Raw genomic sequence first — 16008 nt, forward strand, 5'->3', positions numbered from 1 at the left:
GCTCTCCGTGGCAAGGAGAACCATGGCATCCCGGATCCTTCCGGTCATCGACATCAGCGGCGCTCCCCTCGACCGCGGCCGCCAGTACGGCGAGGCGGTACGCCCCCAGTTGCACGCCGCGCTCGGCTACTACGAGGAGGCGTTCGGCCAGTCCGCCGGTCTGACCTGGGACCAGGTCACCGCCCGCGCCGCCCGCTGGCTGGAGCCGGTGCGCGACCACGCGCCCGAACTCCTCGACGAGATGCGGGGCATCGCCGACGGCGCGGGCGTCGACCTCCTCGACGTGCTCGCCCTGAACGCCCGCGGCGAGGTCATCTACGACCGCTCGTTCAAGGCCATGGCGGCCGCCGAGGAACCGGCCGAGGGCTGCACCTCGTTCGCCGCGTTCGGCGAGGCCAGCGGCGACGGCCATGTCTGGGCGGGCCAGAACTGGGACTGGCGGGCGGGCGTCGCCGACACCGTCGTCATGATCCGTGTCGTCCAGCCGCCCAAGCCCACCGTGATCATGCAGGTGGAGGCGGGCCAGGTCGGCCGACAGGGCGCCAACTCCGCGGGCATCGCCCTCAACGCCAACGGCCTCGGCGGCCGCTTCAGCGACGCGATCGGCCTCCCGCAGACCGTCGTACGCCGCAGCGTCCTCGACACCCACACCGTCACCGACGCCCTCGACGTGCTCTGCCGCACCCGCGCCCACATCGCCAGCAACGCCCTGCTCACCTGCCGCGAGGGCTTCGCCGTCGACCTGGAGACCACCCCGGCGGGCATCGGCTGGATGTACCCGACCGACGGCCTCCTGGTGCACGGCAACCACTACCAGGCGGGCGTCCCCGCGGCCCTCGCCGCCGACTACCGCCCGATGTCCTCCGACTCGCTCGTCCGCGTCCCCCGCGCCGAGCAGGGCCTCGCCGCCCTGCGCGCCTCCACCGGCCCCGACGAGTCCCGCAAGCTGATCAAGCAGGCCATGTCCGACCACCTCGGCCTGCCCGAGTCCCTGTGCACCCACCCCGACGCCCGCAAGCCCGGGATCAAGCACTGGATGACCCTGGTCTCCTCCTGCGTGGACCTGACCAGCGGCGACTACCACGTCACGGCGGGCACCCCGTGCGACCGCGACTACCAGCACCTGCCCTGGAACCTCTACGACGGCCCGTACGGAGACGCCGGATGAACCGGAAGCCCGCCACAGGACGCGGCGCCACCGCCGCGCTCGCCGTGGCCGCCCTGCTCGCCGCCACCGGCTGCGCGGGCGCCGACCGCCCCGCCGGCGGCACCGCCCTGATCGACGCCTCCCGGCTGAAGCTGGACGCGACCACCCCGGCCGCCACGTCACCGCTGAAGAAGGCGAACTGGCTCCTGGAGGACGAGCCGGACTCCCTCGACCTCGACACCGGCGGATCCAGCGCCGGCCGCGTCGTCCTCACCAATGTCTGCGAGCGGCTCTACCAGCTCCAGCCGGACATGACGACCAAGCCGTTCCTCGCCCGGAAGGCCGCCACGTCAGCCGACGGCAAGGAGCTCACCCTCACGATCCGCGACGACGTCACCTTCCACGACGGCACGAAGCTCACCGCCGACGACGTCCTGTGGTCGCTGAAGCGGCACGCCGCCGACGGCATGGAGCAGTCCGACGAGTTCGGCAACGTCGCCTCGATGAAGAAGACCGGCGACGACCGGGTCACCGTCCGCTTCATCCGCCCCGACGCCGTCTTCGCCAAAGCCCTCGCCGGAGACGCGGGCATCGTCTGGAACCGCAGGCAGATCGAGAGGTCCGGCAAGGAGTACGGCACCCCCGGCCAGCCCGACGCCTGCTCGGGACCGTACGAACTGGCCTCCTGGAAGTCCGGCGACTCCCTCACCCTCCGCGCCTACGATGGCTATTGGGGAAAGAAGCCGCTGACCCGCGAGGTCGTCTTCCGCTGGGCCGCCGACAGCGCCTTCGTCAACGCGCTGAAGACCGGCGCCGCCGACGGCGCCTACGCCGAATCGCCGAACACGGCGGCCGCACTCCTCGCCGACAAGGACCTCAAGCAGTACTACGGCCCCTCCACCGCCTCCCTCGTCCTCATCCCCACCGACCGCGGCGGCCTCGCCGACCCGCGGATCCGCCGGGCCCTCTCCCTCGCCCTCGACCGCAAGGGCATCGCCGAGTCCGGCTTCGGCGGCCTCGTCCAGCCCTGGGCCACCCCCGTCGGATCGGGAGCCTGGGGCTACGAGAAGGACGCCTTCGCCTCCGCGCAGAAGGAGTTGGCCTCCTACGCGCCCACATCGCCCACCGACGCCGACATCGCGAGGGCGAAGAAGCTGGTGGAGGCGGCCGACCCCGGCACCGACCCGATCGTCATCGGCACCGACGCCACCCAGGGCCGCGCGGTCATCGCCAACGCCACCCGCGCCGCCCTGCAGAGCATCGGCGTGCGCGCCGAGATCAAGACGGTCCCCGCCTCGCAGTTCGAGGAGTTCTACAGCGACCCCGCCGCCCGGTCCGACATCGACGTGCTCGTGGGCGACTGGTACATCTCCAAGGCCGACCCCATGGGCTTCTACAAGAACGGCAAGTCCGACTCGCCCAACAACTGGGCGGGCTTCAAGGACACCCGGTACGACCGCAAGGTCACCGAGGCGCTCGGCACCCTCGACGACTCCGAGCGGTCCGCGCTCGCGATCGACGTGCAGCGCGCGTTCGTGAAGTCGGCCGTCTGGATCGGGATCGCCCAGGTCCCCACGATCCTCGTCCTGAACCGCGAACTCACCGGCCCCACCGCGTCGCAGGCCTACCTGTACTACCCGTGGGCGGCCGGACTCGGCGCGAAGAAGGACCCGTCATGAACCCAGCAGCCCTGCTCCGCCGCGTCACGGGCCTCGTCGCGACCCTCTTCGCCGCCTCGTTCGTCATCTTCGCCGCCGTCTACGCGGCCCCCGGCGACCCCGCGGTCTTCCTCGCGGGCGGCCGCGACAAGCTCACCCCCGAACGGCTCGCCGAGGTCCGCGCCCAGTACCACCTCGACGAACCGCTGATCGAGCAGTACGGCCGCTGGCTGTGGGACACCGTCCACCTCGACCTCGGCCGCTCCTTCAAGTACAGCGACCAGGTCGCCGACCTGATCGCCTCCCGCCTCGGCACCACCCTCGAACTCGTCGCCTACGCCACCGTCCTGTACGTGGTCCTCGGCGTCGGCGCCGGCATCCTCGCCGCCGTCAAGCGCTCCACCTGGGTCGACTCGGCGGTCGTCGGCGGCACCACCCTCTTCGCCTCCGTACCGTCCTTCGTGGCGGCGATCGCGCTGGTCTCGTTCTTCGGCGTGAAGCTGGACTGGTTCCCGGTGACCGGCGCGGGCGAGGGCCTCGCGGGCACCGTCCACCACCTCACCCTGCCCGCCCTCTCCCTCGCCCTCGGCGCGCTCGCGATCATCAGCCGTGTCACCCGGCAGGCGATGGCGGACGCCGCGGCCTCCGACCACGTCGAGGCGGCCCGCGCCTCCGGCGTCCCCGAACGCGACATCGTCCGCCGCCACGTGCTGCGCAACGCGCTCGGCCCGATCGTCACCATGTGCGGCCTGGTCATGGCGGGCATGCTCGCCGGCACCGTCGTCGTCGAGACGGCGTTCGGCATCAGCGGCATCGGCTCGCTGCTCGTCAACGCGATCAACACCCACGACTTCCCGGTCGCCCAGGCGGTCCTGCTCCTGATGGTCACCGGCTACGTGGTCGTCACCACCCTCGTCGACCTGGCGCACCCGCTGCTCGACCCGCGCGTGAAGGAGGTACGTACGGCATGACCACGCTCGCCCTCACCACCCCGGCCGGGCTCCGCCGCCGCCCGCTCAGCGTCACCCTGGCCGGCGCGATCCTCGCCCTCGTGGTGCTCGCCGCACTGTGCGCCCCGCTCCTCGCGCCGTACGCGCCCGACACCATCGACCTGTCGGCCTCCCTGGTCGGCACCGGCGGCGACCACCTCCTCGGCACCGACTCCTCCGGCCAGGACCTGCTCTCGCGCGCGCTCTACGGGGCCCGCTCCAGCCTCGTCGCCCCGGTCGCCCTGCTCGCGGTCGCGGCGGTCCTTGGCGTCACGCTCGGGGTGCTCGCCGCCTGGCGCGGCGGCTGGGTCGACACGCTCGTATCGCGCCTCACCGACGTCATGTACGCCTTCCCGGGCCTGCTGTTCACCGTCCTGATCATCGCCGTCTTCGGCGCGGGAATGACCACATCGGTGCTCGCCCTGGGCCTCGCCTTCACCCCGACGATCGCCAAGTACACCCGTTCCCTCGCCCTGGCGGAGGCCCGCAAGCCGTACGTCGACGCCTACCGCGTCCAGGGCATGGGCGGCGTCCGGGTCTGCGTCCTGCACCTCGTCCCGAACCTGGGCCGCGCCGTCCTCGGCTACCTCGTCGTCCTCTTCGGCGAGGCCCTGATGTCCCTCGCGACCCTCTCCTACCTCGGCTTCGGCGCCCAGCCGCCGTCCTCCGACTGGGGGCTGATGGTCCAGGAGGGCCAGGCGGCCGTGGTCCAGGGCGCCCTGCTGCCCGCCCTCGTGCCCGGCACGGCCATCGCCCTGGTCGTCGTCTCCTTCAACGTCGTCGGGGTCTGGGCCGCCGACCGCCTCGGAAAGCAGGACTGACGATGACGCATCTGCTGTCCCTGAAGGACCTGACCGTCGCCGTCCCCGGCACGGCCCGCCCCCTCCTCGACTCGGTCACCCTCACCGTCGCCGAGGGCGAAGTCGTCGGCCTGGTGGGGGAGTCGGGCTCCGGCAAGTCGACCACGGCGAAGGCCGCCCTCGGCCTGCTCCCGTCCGACGCCACCGCCACCGGCACGGTCGAGGTGGCCGGACGGGACGTGCTCGCCCTGCGCGGCGAGGAGCTGCGGGCCCACCGCGCGGACATCGTCGCGATGATCCACCAGGACCCGCGCGCCGCCCTCAACCCGGTCCGCCGCATCGGCGACTTCCTCACCGAACGCGGCGCGACGAAGGACGGCGCCGCCGAACTCCTGGCCGCCGTGGGCCTGACCGAACCGGCCCGCCGACTGCGCCAGCGCCCGCACGAACTGTCCGGCGGCATGCTCCAGCGCGTCGTCATCGCCGGCGCGCTCGCGGCCCGCCCCCGCCTCCTCCTCGCCGACGAGGCGACCAGCGCCCTCGACGTGACGACCCAGGCGGAGATCCTCACCCAGCTCCGCGAGGTCCGCCGGGCCCAGGGCGCCGGGCTGCTCTTCATCACCCACGACCTGCATCTCGCGGCGGCCTACTGCGACCGGGTCTACGTCATGTACGCGGGCCGCATCGCCGAACACCGCACGGCGAAGGCCCTGTTCACCACCCCGGCCCACCCCTACACCCGCGGCCTCCTGGCCTGCTCCCCGACCCTGGGCGACGACCGCCCCCTCCACCCCATCCCCGGCAAACCCCCGTCCCTGGCGGAGTCCTTCGCGGGCTGCCCGTTCGTGAGCCGATGCGGGGAGGCCGAGGACGAGTGCCACACGTGGACCCCGGAGGCGTACGCGCTGGAGGACGACGGAGAGGCCGCGTGCCGCACCGCTGTGGGCAGGCGTTCCGCCCGGCGGAACGGGTGGGCACAGCCCCCGGCGCAGAGCACCCTGAAAGAGGGGACAAGCCCCAAGTGACCTCGACAGCCCCGCTCCTGGAAGTATCCGACCTCAGCAAGACCTACCCCCTCCCGGCCGGCGGCAGCCACACCGCGGCGGACGCCATCACCTTCATCCTGAACCCCGGCGGAGCCCTCGGCATCGTCGGAGAATCCGGCTCCGGCAAGACCACCGTGGCCCGCATGCTGGTCGGCCTGGTCCGCCCCGACCACGGCACGGTGAAGGTCGACGGCACCGCCCGCCCGCCGAAGCCCCCGCGCGGCCGCACGGCCCGCCTCGCCCGCGCCCGCCAGATCCAGATGGTCTTCCAGGACCCGTACATCTCCCTGGATCCGAGGCTGACCGCCGAGCAGTGCCTGCGCGCGGCCCTGCGCCTGCACGGCCGCGACACGTCCCTGGCCACGGAGCTGCTCGACCGGGTGGGGCTCGGTGCCCGGGAGGCGACCGCGCTGCCCCGCCGGCTCTCCGGCGGCCAGCGCCAGCGCCTGGCCATCGCCCGGGCGCTCGCCGTGGACCCGCGCATCCTGGTCCTGGACGAGGCGGTCGCGGCGCTCGACGTGTCGATCCAGGCCCAGATCCTCGGCCTGCTCGACGAGATCCGCCGTGACACGGGCGTGGCCCTCGTCTTCGTCAGCCACGACCTGGCCGTCGTCCAGCACGTCACCGACGAGGTCCTGGTGATGCGGCGGGGCCGGGCCGTCGAACAGGGAGCGACCCGCCGGGTGCTGACCGCGCCCACGGACCCGTACACCCGGCTGCTGCTCGCCTCGGTGCCCGGCGAGGGCTGGGATCCGGCCGACGCGGTGGCGGCCCGCGCCGCACTCGCGTAGCCGCGGAAAAGGCAGGAGCCCCGCTGCCGTGAGGCGCGGGGCTCCTTGGGTACTGCTCTAGGTTCCGGATCAGGTCACGACTGGCACCTGCCAGGTGACCTCAGCGATCGGAAAAGATCACATGGGGGTGACGTTCTCCGCCTGCGGGCCCTTCGGACCCTGCGTGACGTCGAAGCTGACGGCCTGGTTCTCCTCGAGGGAGCGGAAGCCGTTCGCGTTGATCGCCGAGTAGTGGACGAAGACGTCCGGGCCGCCGCCCTCCTGGGCGATGAAGCCGAAGCCCTTTTCAGCGTTGAACCACTTCACGGTTCCGGTAGCCATAAGCCCTCCTATGGGCCAAAGGGTTGCCCTGCTCCAGAACCTGCAAATGCGCTTGCGAACAACTGCAAAAGTCTGAAAACGACGAGAGCCCGCGGTCACATGCTCCGCAGGCTCTGTACTGCAAGGGAAACCAAACTGCAACTTGCGGCGAGCCTAGCACGCAGGCAGCCGAACGCAATAGAGGGCAAGATCACGTCACCCACAGGTTTGACGCGATCCCGATTCGGGTTGACGGAACCCGCCCGGGGGCCCGAAGCATGCACCGTATCTCATGGGGTCTAGCCTCGCGATGTGGACAATTCTCCCGAGACTCCCCAGGCCGCGCGGCGCACCCGTCCGCGCGTGGGCCACATCCAGTTCCTGAACTGCATGCCCCTCTACTGGGGGCTGGCCAGGACCGGTTCGCTGCTTGACTTCGAGCTCACCAAGGACACCCCTGAGAAGCTCAGCGAGCGGCTGGTGCGGGGCGATCTGGACATCGGTCCGATCACCCTCGTCGAATACCTCAAGGCCGCCGACGACCTGGTGGCCTTCCCCGATCTCGCCGTCGGCTGCGACGGCCCCGTCATGTCCTGCGTGATCGTGTCGCAGGTGCCCCTCGACCAGCTGGACGGGCGGCGCGTCGCCCTCGGCTCGACGTCCCGTACGTCGGTCCGGCTCGCGCAGCTCCTGCTCGCCGAGCGCGTCGGTGTGTCGCCCGACTACTACTCCTGCCCGCCGGATCTCGGGCTGATGATGCAGGACGCGGAGGCCGCCGTCCTCATCGGCGACGCCGCGCTCCGCGCCAACCTGCACGACGCGCCCCGGCTCGGACTCCAGGTCCACGACCTGGGCGCCATGTGGAAGGAGTGGACGGGTCTGCCGTTCGTCTTCGCCGTGTGGGCGGCCCGCCGGGACTACGTGGAGCGGGAGCCGGAGATCACCCGCCAGGTGCACGAGGCGTTCCTGTCCTCGCGGGACCTCTCCCTCGACGAGGTCGGCAAGGTCGCCGAGCAGGCGGCCCGCTGGGAGGCCTTCGACGAGGCGGTCCTGGAGGAGTACTTCACGACGCTCGACTTCCGCTTCGGACCGCCGCAGCTGGAAGGCGTCACGGAGTTCGCGCGGCGGGTCGGGGAGACCACCGGATTTCCCTCCGATGTGAAGGTCGAACTTCTCCGACGGTGAGAGTGCGGACCCCGGCCGGAATTCCACGGTGAGCCGCAGGTGGAATTCCGGTGAACTATGTCCTTATTTCTTTGGGACCGATGTGAAATAGGGGTAAGCCGAACGACGTATGAGTCGTGCGGCGCAGGGCCTACTCTGCTGGGGTGCGTGCCGTCTCAGGACCCGGGGGAGGTTCTTCGCATGCAGCCCCTTCAGGCCGACGAGCCGACGACGGTCGGCCCCTACCGCCTTCTGGGCCGGCTCGGGGCCGGCGGGATGGGCCGGGTGTACCTCGGCCGCAGCGCGGGCGGCCGGACCGTCGCCGTCAAGATCGTCCACCCGCACTTCGCGCTCGACGACGAGTTCCGGGCGCGTTTCCGGCGTGAGGTGGCCGCGGCCCGGCGGGTCGGCGGCGCCTGGACCGCGGCGGTGCTCGACGCGGACCCCGAGGCGCCGGTGCCGTGGGTGGCCACCGGCTATGTCGCCGGGCCCGCGCTCGCGCAGGCGGCCGGTCCCGGCCGGGCGCTGCCCGAGCACTCCGTACGGGTCCTGGGCGCCGGACTCGCCGAGGCGCTGGCCGCCGTGCACGGCCTGGGCCTGGTCCACCGGGACGTCAAGCCGGGCAACGTCCTGCTGACCGTCGACGGCCCCCGCCTCATCGACTTCGGCATCGCACGGGCCAGCGACGGCACCGCGTCCCTCACCTCCACCGGCGCCTCCATCGGCTCGCCCGGCTACATGGCGCCCGAGCAGATCCTCGGCAAGGGCGTCTCCGGCGCCGCCGACGTCTTCTCGCTGGGCGCGGTCCTCGTGTACGCGGCGACGGGGGAGTCCCCCTTCCCCGGCGACTCGTCGGCCGCGCTGCTCTACAAGGTGGTCCACGAGGAGCCCGAACTGGGCTCCCTGACCGGCGATGTGCGGGACCTCGTCGCCGCCTGCCTGGCGAAGGCGCCCGCCGACCGGCCCACCCCCGAGGACGTGGCACGACGGCTGGCCCCCGAGGGCGCGGCCGCCCTGGTCGCGGCGGGCTGGCTGCCGGGGGCGCTGGTCGAGCAGGTGATGCGGAGCGCGGCGCGGCTCCTCGACATGGAGGGCGCCGACCCGGCCACGGGACCGGTCGGCTTCAGCAGCCCCGCCGTCACCGGCGACGCGCCGGGCGTCTTCGGGCCGCCCGACCCGTCGTACGCGGCCGTACCCGCGCCGCGGACCGAGGCGCCGGTGGAGGACGCCAAGCCCGGACGGCTCTCGATGTCCGTGTCGGCGACCTCGGCCCCGGCGGGCGCGAACGGGCGGGGCCGCAAGGTCAGTTGCTCGGTCGCGCTGGCCGTGGCGGGGGCGCTGGCCGCGGTCACCGTGGGCGGGGTCCTGGTCCTGAACATGCTGCCGGACTCCGGGGACCAGGAGTCGGGCGGCGTGGCGGACGGGGCGCGCCCCTCGATGACCTCGGCGCCCGCTCAGCCGCCGGGCTCCCCCGCCCCCACCTCTTCCGCCTCGCCGTCCGCCTCCTCGCAGCCGTCCGGCACCGTCCCCGCGTTCTTCCTCGGCACCTGGGAGGGCAAGGCGACGGTGCTGGGCCTCCAGGCCGACACCTACCGCGTCGAGCTGAAGCAGACGAGCGTCGGCCGGCGCCTCGGCACCGTCACCTCGACGGACCTGACGGGCAACCGCTGCGTCGACGAACTGACCCTGAAGTCCGTCACCGCGGACGAGGTGGTGGCCGCCGGCCGGAAGGTCTCCGGCGACGACTTCAAGTGCGCCGGCGGCGCCAGCACCGTGCATCTCACCCGCGACGGCACGGGCCTGCGCTACACCTCGGAGTATCCGAAAGCGGGCAATCCGACGGCCGACCTGAGACGAGCGGGGCGGTGACCGGTCCGCTGCTCGTTCTCGCCGCCCTGTGGGGCGCCGCCACCGGGCTGCTGCTGCCGCGCGCCGCCTACCGCCTCTCCGTGGAACCGGACGAACCCTGGCGCCCGGCCCGCGGCTGGCTCGGCGCCCGGCCGGGACCCGCCGCCCCGCTGCTGGCCGCCGTCACAGCCGCCGTCTGCGTCCTGCTCGCCGCCGCCACCGACACCCGCCCCGAACTGGGCGCCTGGCTGCTGCTCGCGCCGCCCGCCGTGCTCCTCGCCACCGTCGACTTCGCCGTGCACCGGCTGCCCGACGTGCTGACCCTGCCGTTCGCGGGCGCGGCCCTGCTCGCGCTCGGCGCCGCCGCGCTGCTGCCGGAGCCCGGCGGGTCGTGGCGCGGGGCGGTGCTGGGGGCGCTCGGCATGGGCGCCGGGTATCTGGTGCTGCACCTGATCAACTCCCGGGGCATGGGCTTCGGCGACGTGAAGCTGGCACTCGGGCTCGGGGCGGCGCTGGGCTGGTACGGGCTCGGGGTGCTGTTCATCGGGGTGTTCGCGGGCGTGCTGCTCAACGGCCTGTACGCGCTCGTGCTCGTCGCCGCCCGGCGCGCGAGCCGCAAGACGCTGATCCCGTTCGGCCCGTTCATGATCCTCGGGGCGTTCGCGGGGGTTCTGCTGGGTGCTCTGGCGGCCTGACGTACGCTGAGAATTCAGCTCTACTCCTCTGAAAGGGGCCCGCACGGTGACCGAGAAGGCCGCACTGCAGTCCGTCCTCGACCGTGCCGCCGCCGGCGGGCGCATCACCCCGGAAGAGGCCGTCGCCCTGTACCGCGACGCCCCGCTGCACGCGCTGGGCGCCGCCGCCGACGCGATCCGCCGCCGCAAGTACGCGGGCATCGAGCACATCGCCACGTACATCATCGAGCGGAACATCAACTACACGAACGTGTGCGTCACGGCGTGCAAGTTCTGTGCCTTCTACGCGGCCCCGAAGGACACCAAGAAGGGCTGGACCCGCGACCTCGACGACATCCTGCGCCGCTGCGCGGAGACGATCGAGCTGGGCGGCACCCAGATCATGTTCCAGGGCGGCCACCACCCGGACTACGGCGTGGAGTACTACGAGGAGCACTTCTCCGCGATCAAGAAGGCGTACCCCGAGCTGGTCATCCACAGCCTGGGCGCCTCCGAGGTCGAGCACATGGCCCGCATCTCCAAGGTGTCGGTCGAGGAGGCCATCCAGCGGATCCACACCGCCGGGCTCGACTCCTTCGCCGGTGCCGGCGCCGAGCTGCTGCCCGCGCGGCCGCGCAAGGCCATCGCCCCGCTGAAGGAGTCCGGCGAGCGCTGGCTGGAGATCATGGAGGCCGCGCACAACCTGGGCGTCGAGTCCACCTCCACCATGCTGATGGGCACCGGCGAGACGAACGCCGAGCGCATCGAGCACCTGCGCATGATCCGCGACGTACAGGACCGGACGGGCGGCTTCCGCGCCTTCATCCCGTACACGTACCAGCCGGAGAACAACCACCTCAAGGGCCGTACGCAGGCCACGCTCTTCGAGTACCTGCGCATGATCGCCATCGCCCGGATCTTCCTGGACAACGTCCAGCACATCCAGGGCTCCTGGCTGACCACGGGCAAGGAGGTCGGCCAGCTGTCCCTGCACTACGGCGCCGACGACCTCGGCTCGATCATGCTGGAGGAGAACGTCGTCTCCTCGGCCGGTGCCAAGCACCGCTCGAACCGCATGGAGATCATCGACCTGATCCGCAAGGCGGGCCGCGTCCCGGCGCAGCGCGCCACCACGTACGAGCACCTCGTCGTGCACGACGACCCGGCGAACGACCCCGTCGACGACCGGGCCTCCTCGCACATCTCGTCCATCGCGATCGAGGGCGGCACGGCGCACCCCGAGCTCAAGCTCGTCTCCACCAACTAGGTCTCACGTGCGGACACTTCACGCCACCGACGAGGGCTCGGTCCTCGTCGAGGGCGGGCGCGTCGAGGCGCTCGGATCCTACGAGGAACTGGCTGCCGCCCATCCGGAGGTCCGGGTGCGGCGGTGGCCCGGGATCCTCACGCCCGGGCTGCTCAATCCCTACGGCCCCGAGATCCTCGAATCCACGTACCACCCGGATCCGCGCGAGGCCGACACGTACGGCACCGTGCCGATCGGCGGGGAGCGGGCGCGGGAGATCTTCCGGGCCGATCCTTCGTTGCTCGGGGCCAGTGCGCGGCGGGGGGTGCAGCGGCTGTTCGAGCACGGGACCGTCGCCGTCGCCGGGGAGTTGCGGGCCAAGGCCGTGCTCGACGTGGCGCAGCGCTCGGGGCTCGTCTTCGCGGCGCGGCCGGATCGGTTGCCGGGCCCCGTCTCGCTCTCCCCGAAACCCCTGGTGCTGCTGCCCGCCCTCACGGTGGGCGGCCCCGCCCGCTTCGCCGTCTTCGACGTCCCCGACCGAGCCGCACTGGTCACCCGGGGAGCTGCCACGTGCGTGGCCACCGTGATCGACGGCCGCCTGGTGTACCGGGCCCGCTGACCCGCACCTCGCGTCGGGCCGGTCGCGCAGCGCAGCCCCTAGGGGAGGCTGCGCGGAGCGCATGCCTCAGGGGCGCGGGGAACTGCGCGACCAGCCACGACGGTGGCGCGCTCGGCAACGCGTCCGGTCCCGGCAGCCGAGGCGCCGCCCGAGGTGGGACGGGCGGCTGCCACAATGGCGGAGTGACCCGTGCATCCCTGGACAAGCAGCCCCGCGAAGTCGCCTCGATGTTCGACGACGTGGCGGAGAAGTACGACCTCACCAACGACGTGCTGTCCCTGGGACAGGCACGGCTGTGGCGCAAGGAGGTCGCCAAGGCCGTCGACGCCCGCCCGGCACAGAAGATCCTCGACCTCGCCGCCGGCACCGCCACCTCCTCCCAGCCCTTCGTCCAGGCCGGCGCCTACGTCGTCCCCTGCGACTTCTCGCTGGGCATGCTGCGGGTCGGCAAGCAGCGCCACCCCTGGATGCCGTTCACGGCCGGTGACGGGATGAAGCTGCCGTTCAAGGACGACACGTTCGACGCCGTCACCATCTCCTTCGGCCTGCGCAACATCCAGGACACCGACGTCGCGCTGCGCGAGCTGTACCGGGTCACCAAGCCCGGCGGCCGCGTCGTCATCTGCGAGTTCAGCCACCCCACGGCCGCCCCGTTCCGCACCGTCTACACCGAGTACCTGATGCGCGCCCTGCCGCCCGTCGCGCGCGCCGTCTCCTCGAACCCGGACGCGTACGTGTACCTGGCGGAGTCCATCCGCGCCTGGCCCACCCAGCCGGAACTGGCCGCGATGCTCCAGCAGGCGGGCTGGAACAAGGTCGCCTGGCGCAACCTGACGGGCGGCATCGTCGCCCTGCACCGCGGCATCAAGTGACCGTGGATCTGTAACGGTTCAACTTCACTGATTTCGCAGGGCGTTGTAGGGAACCGGCGCGGCGGGAAGATATGTCCGTTGATTGCGTGGTGACGCCTCGTGACGGGGCGGCACCTGTGCGTCCACGGATCGGAGCGCCCCATGACGTCGTTCTGCCCGCACTGCGGAGCCGAGGCTCCGGCGGAGGCCCGCTTCTGCATGCGATGCGGGAAGGAGCGCTCCCCGGAGTTCCCGCCCCCGGCGACCCCGACGGCCCTGGACCAGCCCCTGCCGCCCGTCCCCGACACCCCGCCGCCGCCCACCTACCGGCCGCCGCCCGCCCACCCGGCCCCACCCCCGGGCCCCACCGGCCCGTCCCCGGTCGGCGCCTTCTTCGGGCGCGCCTTCCGCGGTGACTGGGCCGGCGCGGCGCAGGCCGCGCTGTGGCCCGTGGGGCTGCTGCTCATCGGGGCCGTGGCACTCGCGATCCCCGGCTACGGCCAGCACGCCGACGCCGGCTCCGAGGAATTCGTCGGGTTCGGCGCCCGGCTGCGGATCGCCCTGACCGCCCTGATGCACGGCCTCGGCGGCAGCTTCGGGGTGAGCGCGGTGAGCGGCGGCTCCTCACCGTTCGACAGCGCGTCCGACACCTCGGCGGGCGGCTCGATCGACCTCTTCATGCCGCCGCTGCTCGTCCCCGTGCTGTGGTGCGTGGCGCTGCTGGTCGGCGTACGGATGCTGCGCACGCGCACCCTCGCCGCCAAGGGGGCCGAGGCGCCGTGGGGTCCGCCGCCCGCCCGCACCCTGGGCCTGGAGACCGCGGTCCGGGTCGGGCTGCTGGCGATGGCGGGGACGGTCGTGCTCGCCCTGTTCGGGCAGCCGACGGTCCAGCAGGTCTCCTTCCACACCTCGCCGTTGCTGGTGGCGCTGTGCACGCTGGCACTCGGCACCGTCGTCACCGCCGCCGTGTTCCAGCGGTCCGACCTCGCCCAGTGGCTCGCCGTGCGCCCCGGCGCCGCCGCCGCGAGCCGCGCCTTCGGGTCCGCGGTGCGGGCGATGGCCTGGGTGCTGCCGCTGGTGCTCGTCGCGGGTTTCGTCGTCGGCATCGTCGCCGACGACGGCCAAGACGGCGGCGACGTCGACAGCGCCACCGGCGGCAGCGTCACCGCCGGCATCGTGCTGCTCGCCCTCTACCTGCCCAACCTCGCGCTGACCGGCCTCGGCTTCGTGTGGGGCGCGCCCGTCGAGGCCGATCTGCGCGGCTCGGGCCTCGTCGGCAGCCGGTACGAGCACGACACGTACGGCCTGGGACAGCTCGGCGACGACGTCAACACCGGCGCCGTCATCGGGGTACTGGCGTTCGGCCTGGTGCTCGCGCTGCTCGTCGGCGTGCTCATCGCCCGGCGCTCGCGCGACCGGCGCGAGCTGTACCTCGGCGGCGGCTTCTTCTACGCGCTGCTCCTCGTCCTGTGCGCCGTCAGCGGGTTCTCGGTGACGACCTCGGGCGGTCTCACCGACGAGCTCTCCTTCGGCGGCACCGGCGAGGGCGGCCTGAACATGCCGGAGCTGCTGCTGTTCGGGCTGCTGTGGGTGGGCGGCGGGGTCTTCCTCGCGCCGTATCTGCTGCGGCTCGGCGGATCCGGCCCTGGGCCCGTCGGCGCACCGGGCGCCGCGCCCTTCGCCACCGGCGCGCAGGAGCCGCCCCCGGTCGTCGACTTCGCCGCCGAGCCCACCCGGACCGGCTCCGTCCTTCCCCCGCCCCTGCCGCCGCCGGTCCCGGCCCGGCAGCCCGACCGGCGTGTGGCCGTCTGGGCCGCCACCCTCCTCGCCGCCCTCGTCGTCGGCGGCGGCGCCGCGGCCGGTGTGCTGCTGCTCCGGGACGACGGCGACGGCGGCACGGACGACGCCCGGGACGACACGCCGGTCGCCGTGGAGACCGCGCAGACCCCGTCCCCGACCACGGCCACCCCCACCCCCACGCCGACCGTGACCCCGGACATCGCCACCCCCTCGGCGACGACCCCCGCCGTCCCCACCGGCTACCGCCGGGTCGTCGACCCGCAGGGCTTCTCCTTCGCGGTGCCCGGCACCTGGAGCCGGACCGGCGTCAAGAACGGCAGCCAGATCACCTACTCGGGCGGCACCGGCCAGGAGAAGTACCTCGTCGGAGTGATCCCGATGGCGCCCTACACCTCGTACGAGAACCTCCGGAACCTGGAGAAGCACGCCGAGGAGGACCCGAAGAAGACGGGCTACCAGCGGATCCGGCTGGAGCCGAACACCTTCCAGGGCCGGCCGGGCGCCTTGTGGGAGTACACGTACGAGGACGAGAGCGGGCGGCTCCTCCACGGCATCGACCAGTCGTACATCGCCGCCGACGGCACCGAGTACGCCATCTTCCTCACCGGCCGGGACGACAGCTGGGCCGGACTGCGGGAGACCTACCGGATCGGGCTCGACTCCTGGCGGCTCACCGTGGAATGAACGTCGACGGCACCGCGGGCTCGCCCAGTTCGCGGCGCAGGCCACCGCCGCGCGGACCCGGGTCGCGGGGCTCGCGCACCCCCGCGCCACCGCCGCCCTCGCCCTCCCCGAAGTCGAACCAGACCGTGACGGCGGCGTCCCGGGGGATCTCCACGCCGGGCAGCGGGTACTGGCGCACCACATGGTCCACGGCGGCCTCGTCGAGCGCGGGCCGGTCCGCGGGGATCAGCCGCAGACCGTACGCGAGGGCCGTGGCCTGCGCGTCGACCGCCATCAGGCCGACGAGCGCGGGCACGTGGACTTCCGGTGTGTCGGGTGTGCTGGGCGTCTTCGGCACAGATGTCACCCCCAGGCGGTACCGGAAGGGTAGACCGCCCCCACCGCCGCCCGG

The 16008-nt window shown here is 72.7% G+C and carries 15 protein-coding genes; 13 read left to right on the forward strand and 2 right to left on the reverse strand.

Annotated features, from left to right (window positions below; genetic code table 11):
• Positions 1-22 precede the first annotated feature (22 nt).
• The 6 genes from ABZ930_RS25460 to ABZ930_RS25485 are packed head-to-tail and all read left to right on the forward strand — an operon-like array spanning position 23 to position 6431.
• Positions 23-1168, forward strand: coding sequence for a C45 family peptidase (locus tag ABZ930_RS25460; protein WP_361551946.1), 1146 nt, complete (start codon positions 23-25; stop codon positions 1166-1168).
• On the forward strand, positions 1165-2826 hold the full coding sequence (locus ABZ930_RS25465; protein WP_361551949.1) for an ABC transporter substrate-binding protein: 1662 nt from the start codon (positions 1165-1167) through the stop codon (positions 2824-2826). Before ABZ930_RS25460 ends, ABZ930_RS25465 begins: the two co-directional genes overlap by 4 nt.
• Positions 2823-3776, forward strand: a complete 954-nt coding sequence (locus ABZ930_RS25470; RefSeq protein ID WP_361551952.1) for an ABC transporter permease — start codon at positions 2823-2825, stop codon at positions 3774-3776. Before ABZ930_RS25465 ends, ABZ930_RS25470 begins: the two co-directional genes overlap by 4 nt.
• Positions 3773-4615, forward strand: a complete 843-nt coding sequence (locus ABZ930_RS25475; RefSeq protein WP_361551955.1) for an ABC transporter permease — start codon at positions 3773-3775, stop codon at positions 4613-4615. The genes ABZ930_RS25470 and ABZ930_RS25475 overlap by 4 nt, the downstream gene beginning before the upstream one ends.
• Positions 4616-4617: 2 nt before the next feature.
• A complete protein-coding gene (locus ABZ930_RS25480; protein WP_361551958.1) occupies positions 4618-5619 on the forward strand; it encodes an ABC transporter ATP-binding protein in 1002 nt (333 codons plus the stop codon).
• Positions 5616-6431 carry an ABC transporter ATP-binding protein gene (locus ABZ930_RS25485; RefSeq protein WP_361551961.1) on the forward strand — a complete coding sequence of 272 codons (816 nt, stop codon included), beginning with the start codon at positions 5616-5618 and terminating at the stop codon, positions 6429-6431. The genes ABZ930_RS25480 and ABZ930_RS25485 overlap by 4 nt, the downstream gene beginning before the upstream one ends.
• A 117-nt stretch (positions 6432-6548) precedes the next feature.
• On the opposite strand, the gene ABZ930_RS25490 is transcribed toward ABZ930_RS25485, so the two are convergent.
• The gene (locus tag ABZ930_RS25490) at positions 6549-6752 is read right to left on the reverse strand and encodes a cold-shock protein (protein WP_006138897.1); all 204 of its coding nucleotides are present in this window, start codon (positions 6750-6752) and stop codon (positions 6549-6551) included.
• 291 nt (positions 6753-7043) lie between these two features.
• Here ABZ930_RS25490 and ABZ930_RS25495 point away from each other — a divergent pair, with 291 nt between their 5' ends.
• The 7 genes from ABZ930_RS25495 to ABZ930_RS25525 all read left to right on the forward strand — a co-directional run bounded on the left by ABZ930_RS25495 (position 7044) and on the right by ABZ930_RS25525 (position 15617).
• A complete protein-coding gene (locus tag ABZ930_RS25495; protein ID WP_361551964.1) occupies positions 7044-7916 on the forward strand; it encodes a menaquinone biosynthesis protein in 873 nt (290 codons plus the stop codon).
• Positions 7917-8096: 180 nt separating this feature from the next.
• Positions 8097-9764 (forward strand): protein kinase, encoded by a 1668-nt coding sequence (locus tag ABZ930_RS25500; protein WP_361551967.1) that lies wholly within the window; start codon positions 8097-8099, stop codon positions 9762-9764.
• Entirely contained in the window at positions 9761-10438 is a 678-nt protein-coding gene (locus tag ABZ930_RS25505; protein WP_361551970.1) for an A24 family peptidase, read from the forward strand. Before ABZ930_RS25500 ends, ABZ930_RS25505 begins: the two co-directional genes overlap by 4 nt.
• Before the next feature lie 46 nt (positions 10439-10484).
• A complete protein-coding gene (mqnC, locus tag ABZ930_RS25510; RefSeq protein ID WP_361551973.1) occupies positions 10485-11684 on the forward strand; it encodes a cyclic dehypoxanthinyl futalosine synthase in 1200 nt (399 codons plus the stop codon).
• A gap of 7 nt (positions 11685-11691) precedes the next feature.
• Entirely contained in the window at positions 11692-12282 is a 591-nt protein-coding gene (locus tag ABZ930_RS25515; protein WP_361551976.1) for a hypothetical protein, read from the forward strand.
• Between the two features lie 182 nt (positions 12283-12464).
• Positions 12465-13154: a demethylmenaquinone methyltransferase gene (locus tag ABZ930_RS25520; RefSeq protein ID WP_361551979.1), complete on the forward strand. Its 690-nt coding sequence runs from the start codon at positions 12465-12467 to the stop codon at positions 13152-13154.
• A gap of 141 nt (positions 13155-13295) precedes the next feature.
• Positions 13296-15617, forward strand: a complete 2322-nt coding sequence (locus tag ABZ930_RS25525) for a zinc ribbon domain-containing protein (RefSeq protein WP_361551982.1) — start codon at positions 13296-13298, stop codon at positions 15615-15617.
• Here ABZ930_RS25525 and ABZ930_RS25530 read toward each other — a convergent pair.
• The gene (locus tag ABZ930_RS25530) at positions 15604-15954 is read right to left on the reverse strand and encodes a PASTA domain-containing protein (RefSeq protein WP_361552051.1); all 351 of its coding nucleotides are present in this window, start codon (positions 15952-15954) and stop codon (positions 15604-15606) included. The two genes, ABZ930_RS25525 and ABZ930_RS25530, sit on opposite strands and share 14 nt — an antisense overlap.
• Between the last annotated feature and the right edge of the window lie 54 nt (positions 15955-16008).

Source organism: Streptomyces sp. NPDC046716 (genome assembly GCF_040645755.1).
GTDB lineage: Bacteria > Actinomycetota > Actinomycetes > Streptomycetales > Streptomycetaceae > Streptomyces.

Coding starts and splice junctions, on each gene's coding strand:
- ABZ930_RS25460 (WP_361551946.1), top strand. CDS start 23: ATGGCATCCCGGATCCTTCCGGTCATCGACATCAGCGGCGCTCCCCTC.
- ABZ930_RS25465 (WP_361551949.1), top strand. CDS start 1,165: ATGAACCGGAAGCCCGCCACAGGACGCGGCGCCACCGCCGCGCTCGCC.
- ABZ930_RS25470 (WP_361551952.1), top strand. CDS start 2,823: ATGAACCCAGCAGCCCTGCTCCGCCGCGTCACGGGCCTCGTCGCGACC.
- ABZ930_RS25475 (WP_361551955.1), top strand. CDS start 3,773: ATGACCACGCTCGCCCTCACCACCCCGGCCGGGCTCCGCCGCCGCCCG.
- ABZ930_RS25480 (WP_361551958.1), top strand. CDS start 4,618: ATGACGCATCTGCTGTCCCTGAAGGACCTGACCGTCGCCGTCCCCGGC.
- ABZ930_RS25490 (WP_006138897.1), bottom strand. CDS start 6,752: ATGGCTACCGGAACCGTGAAGTGGTTCAACGCTGAAAAGGGCTTCGGC.
- ABZ930_RS25500 (WP_361551967.1), top strand. CDS start 8,097: ATGCAGCCCCTTCAGGCCGACGAGCCGACGACGGTCGGCCCCTACCGC.
- ABZ930_RS25525 (WP_361551982.1), top strand. CDS start 13,296: ATGACGTCGTTCTGCCCGCACTGCGGAGCCGAGGCTCCGGCGGAGGCC.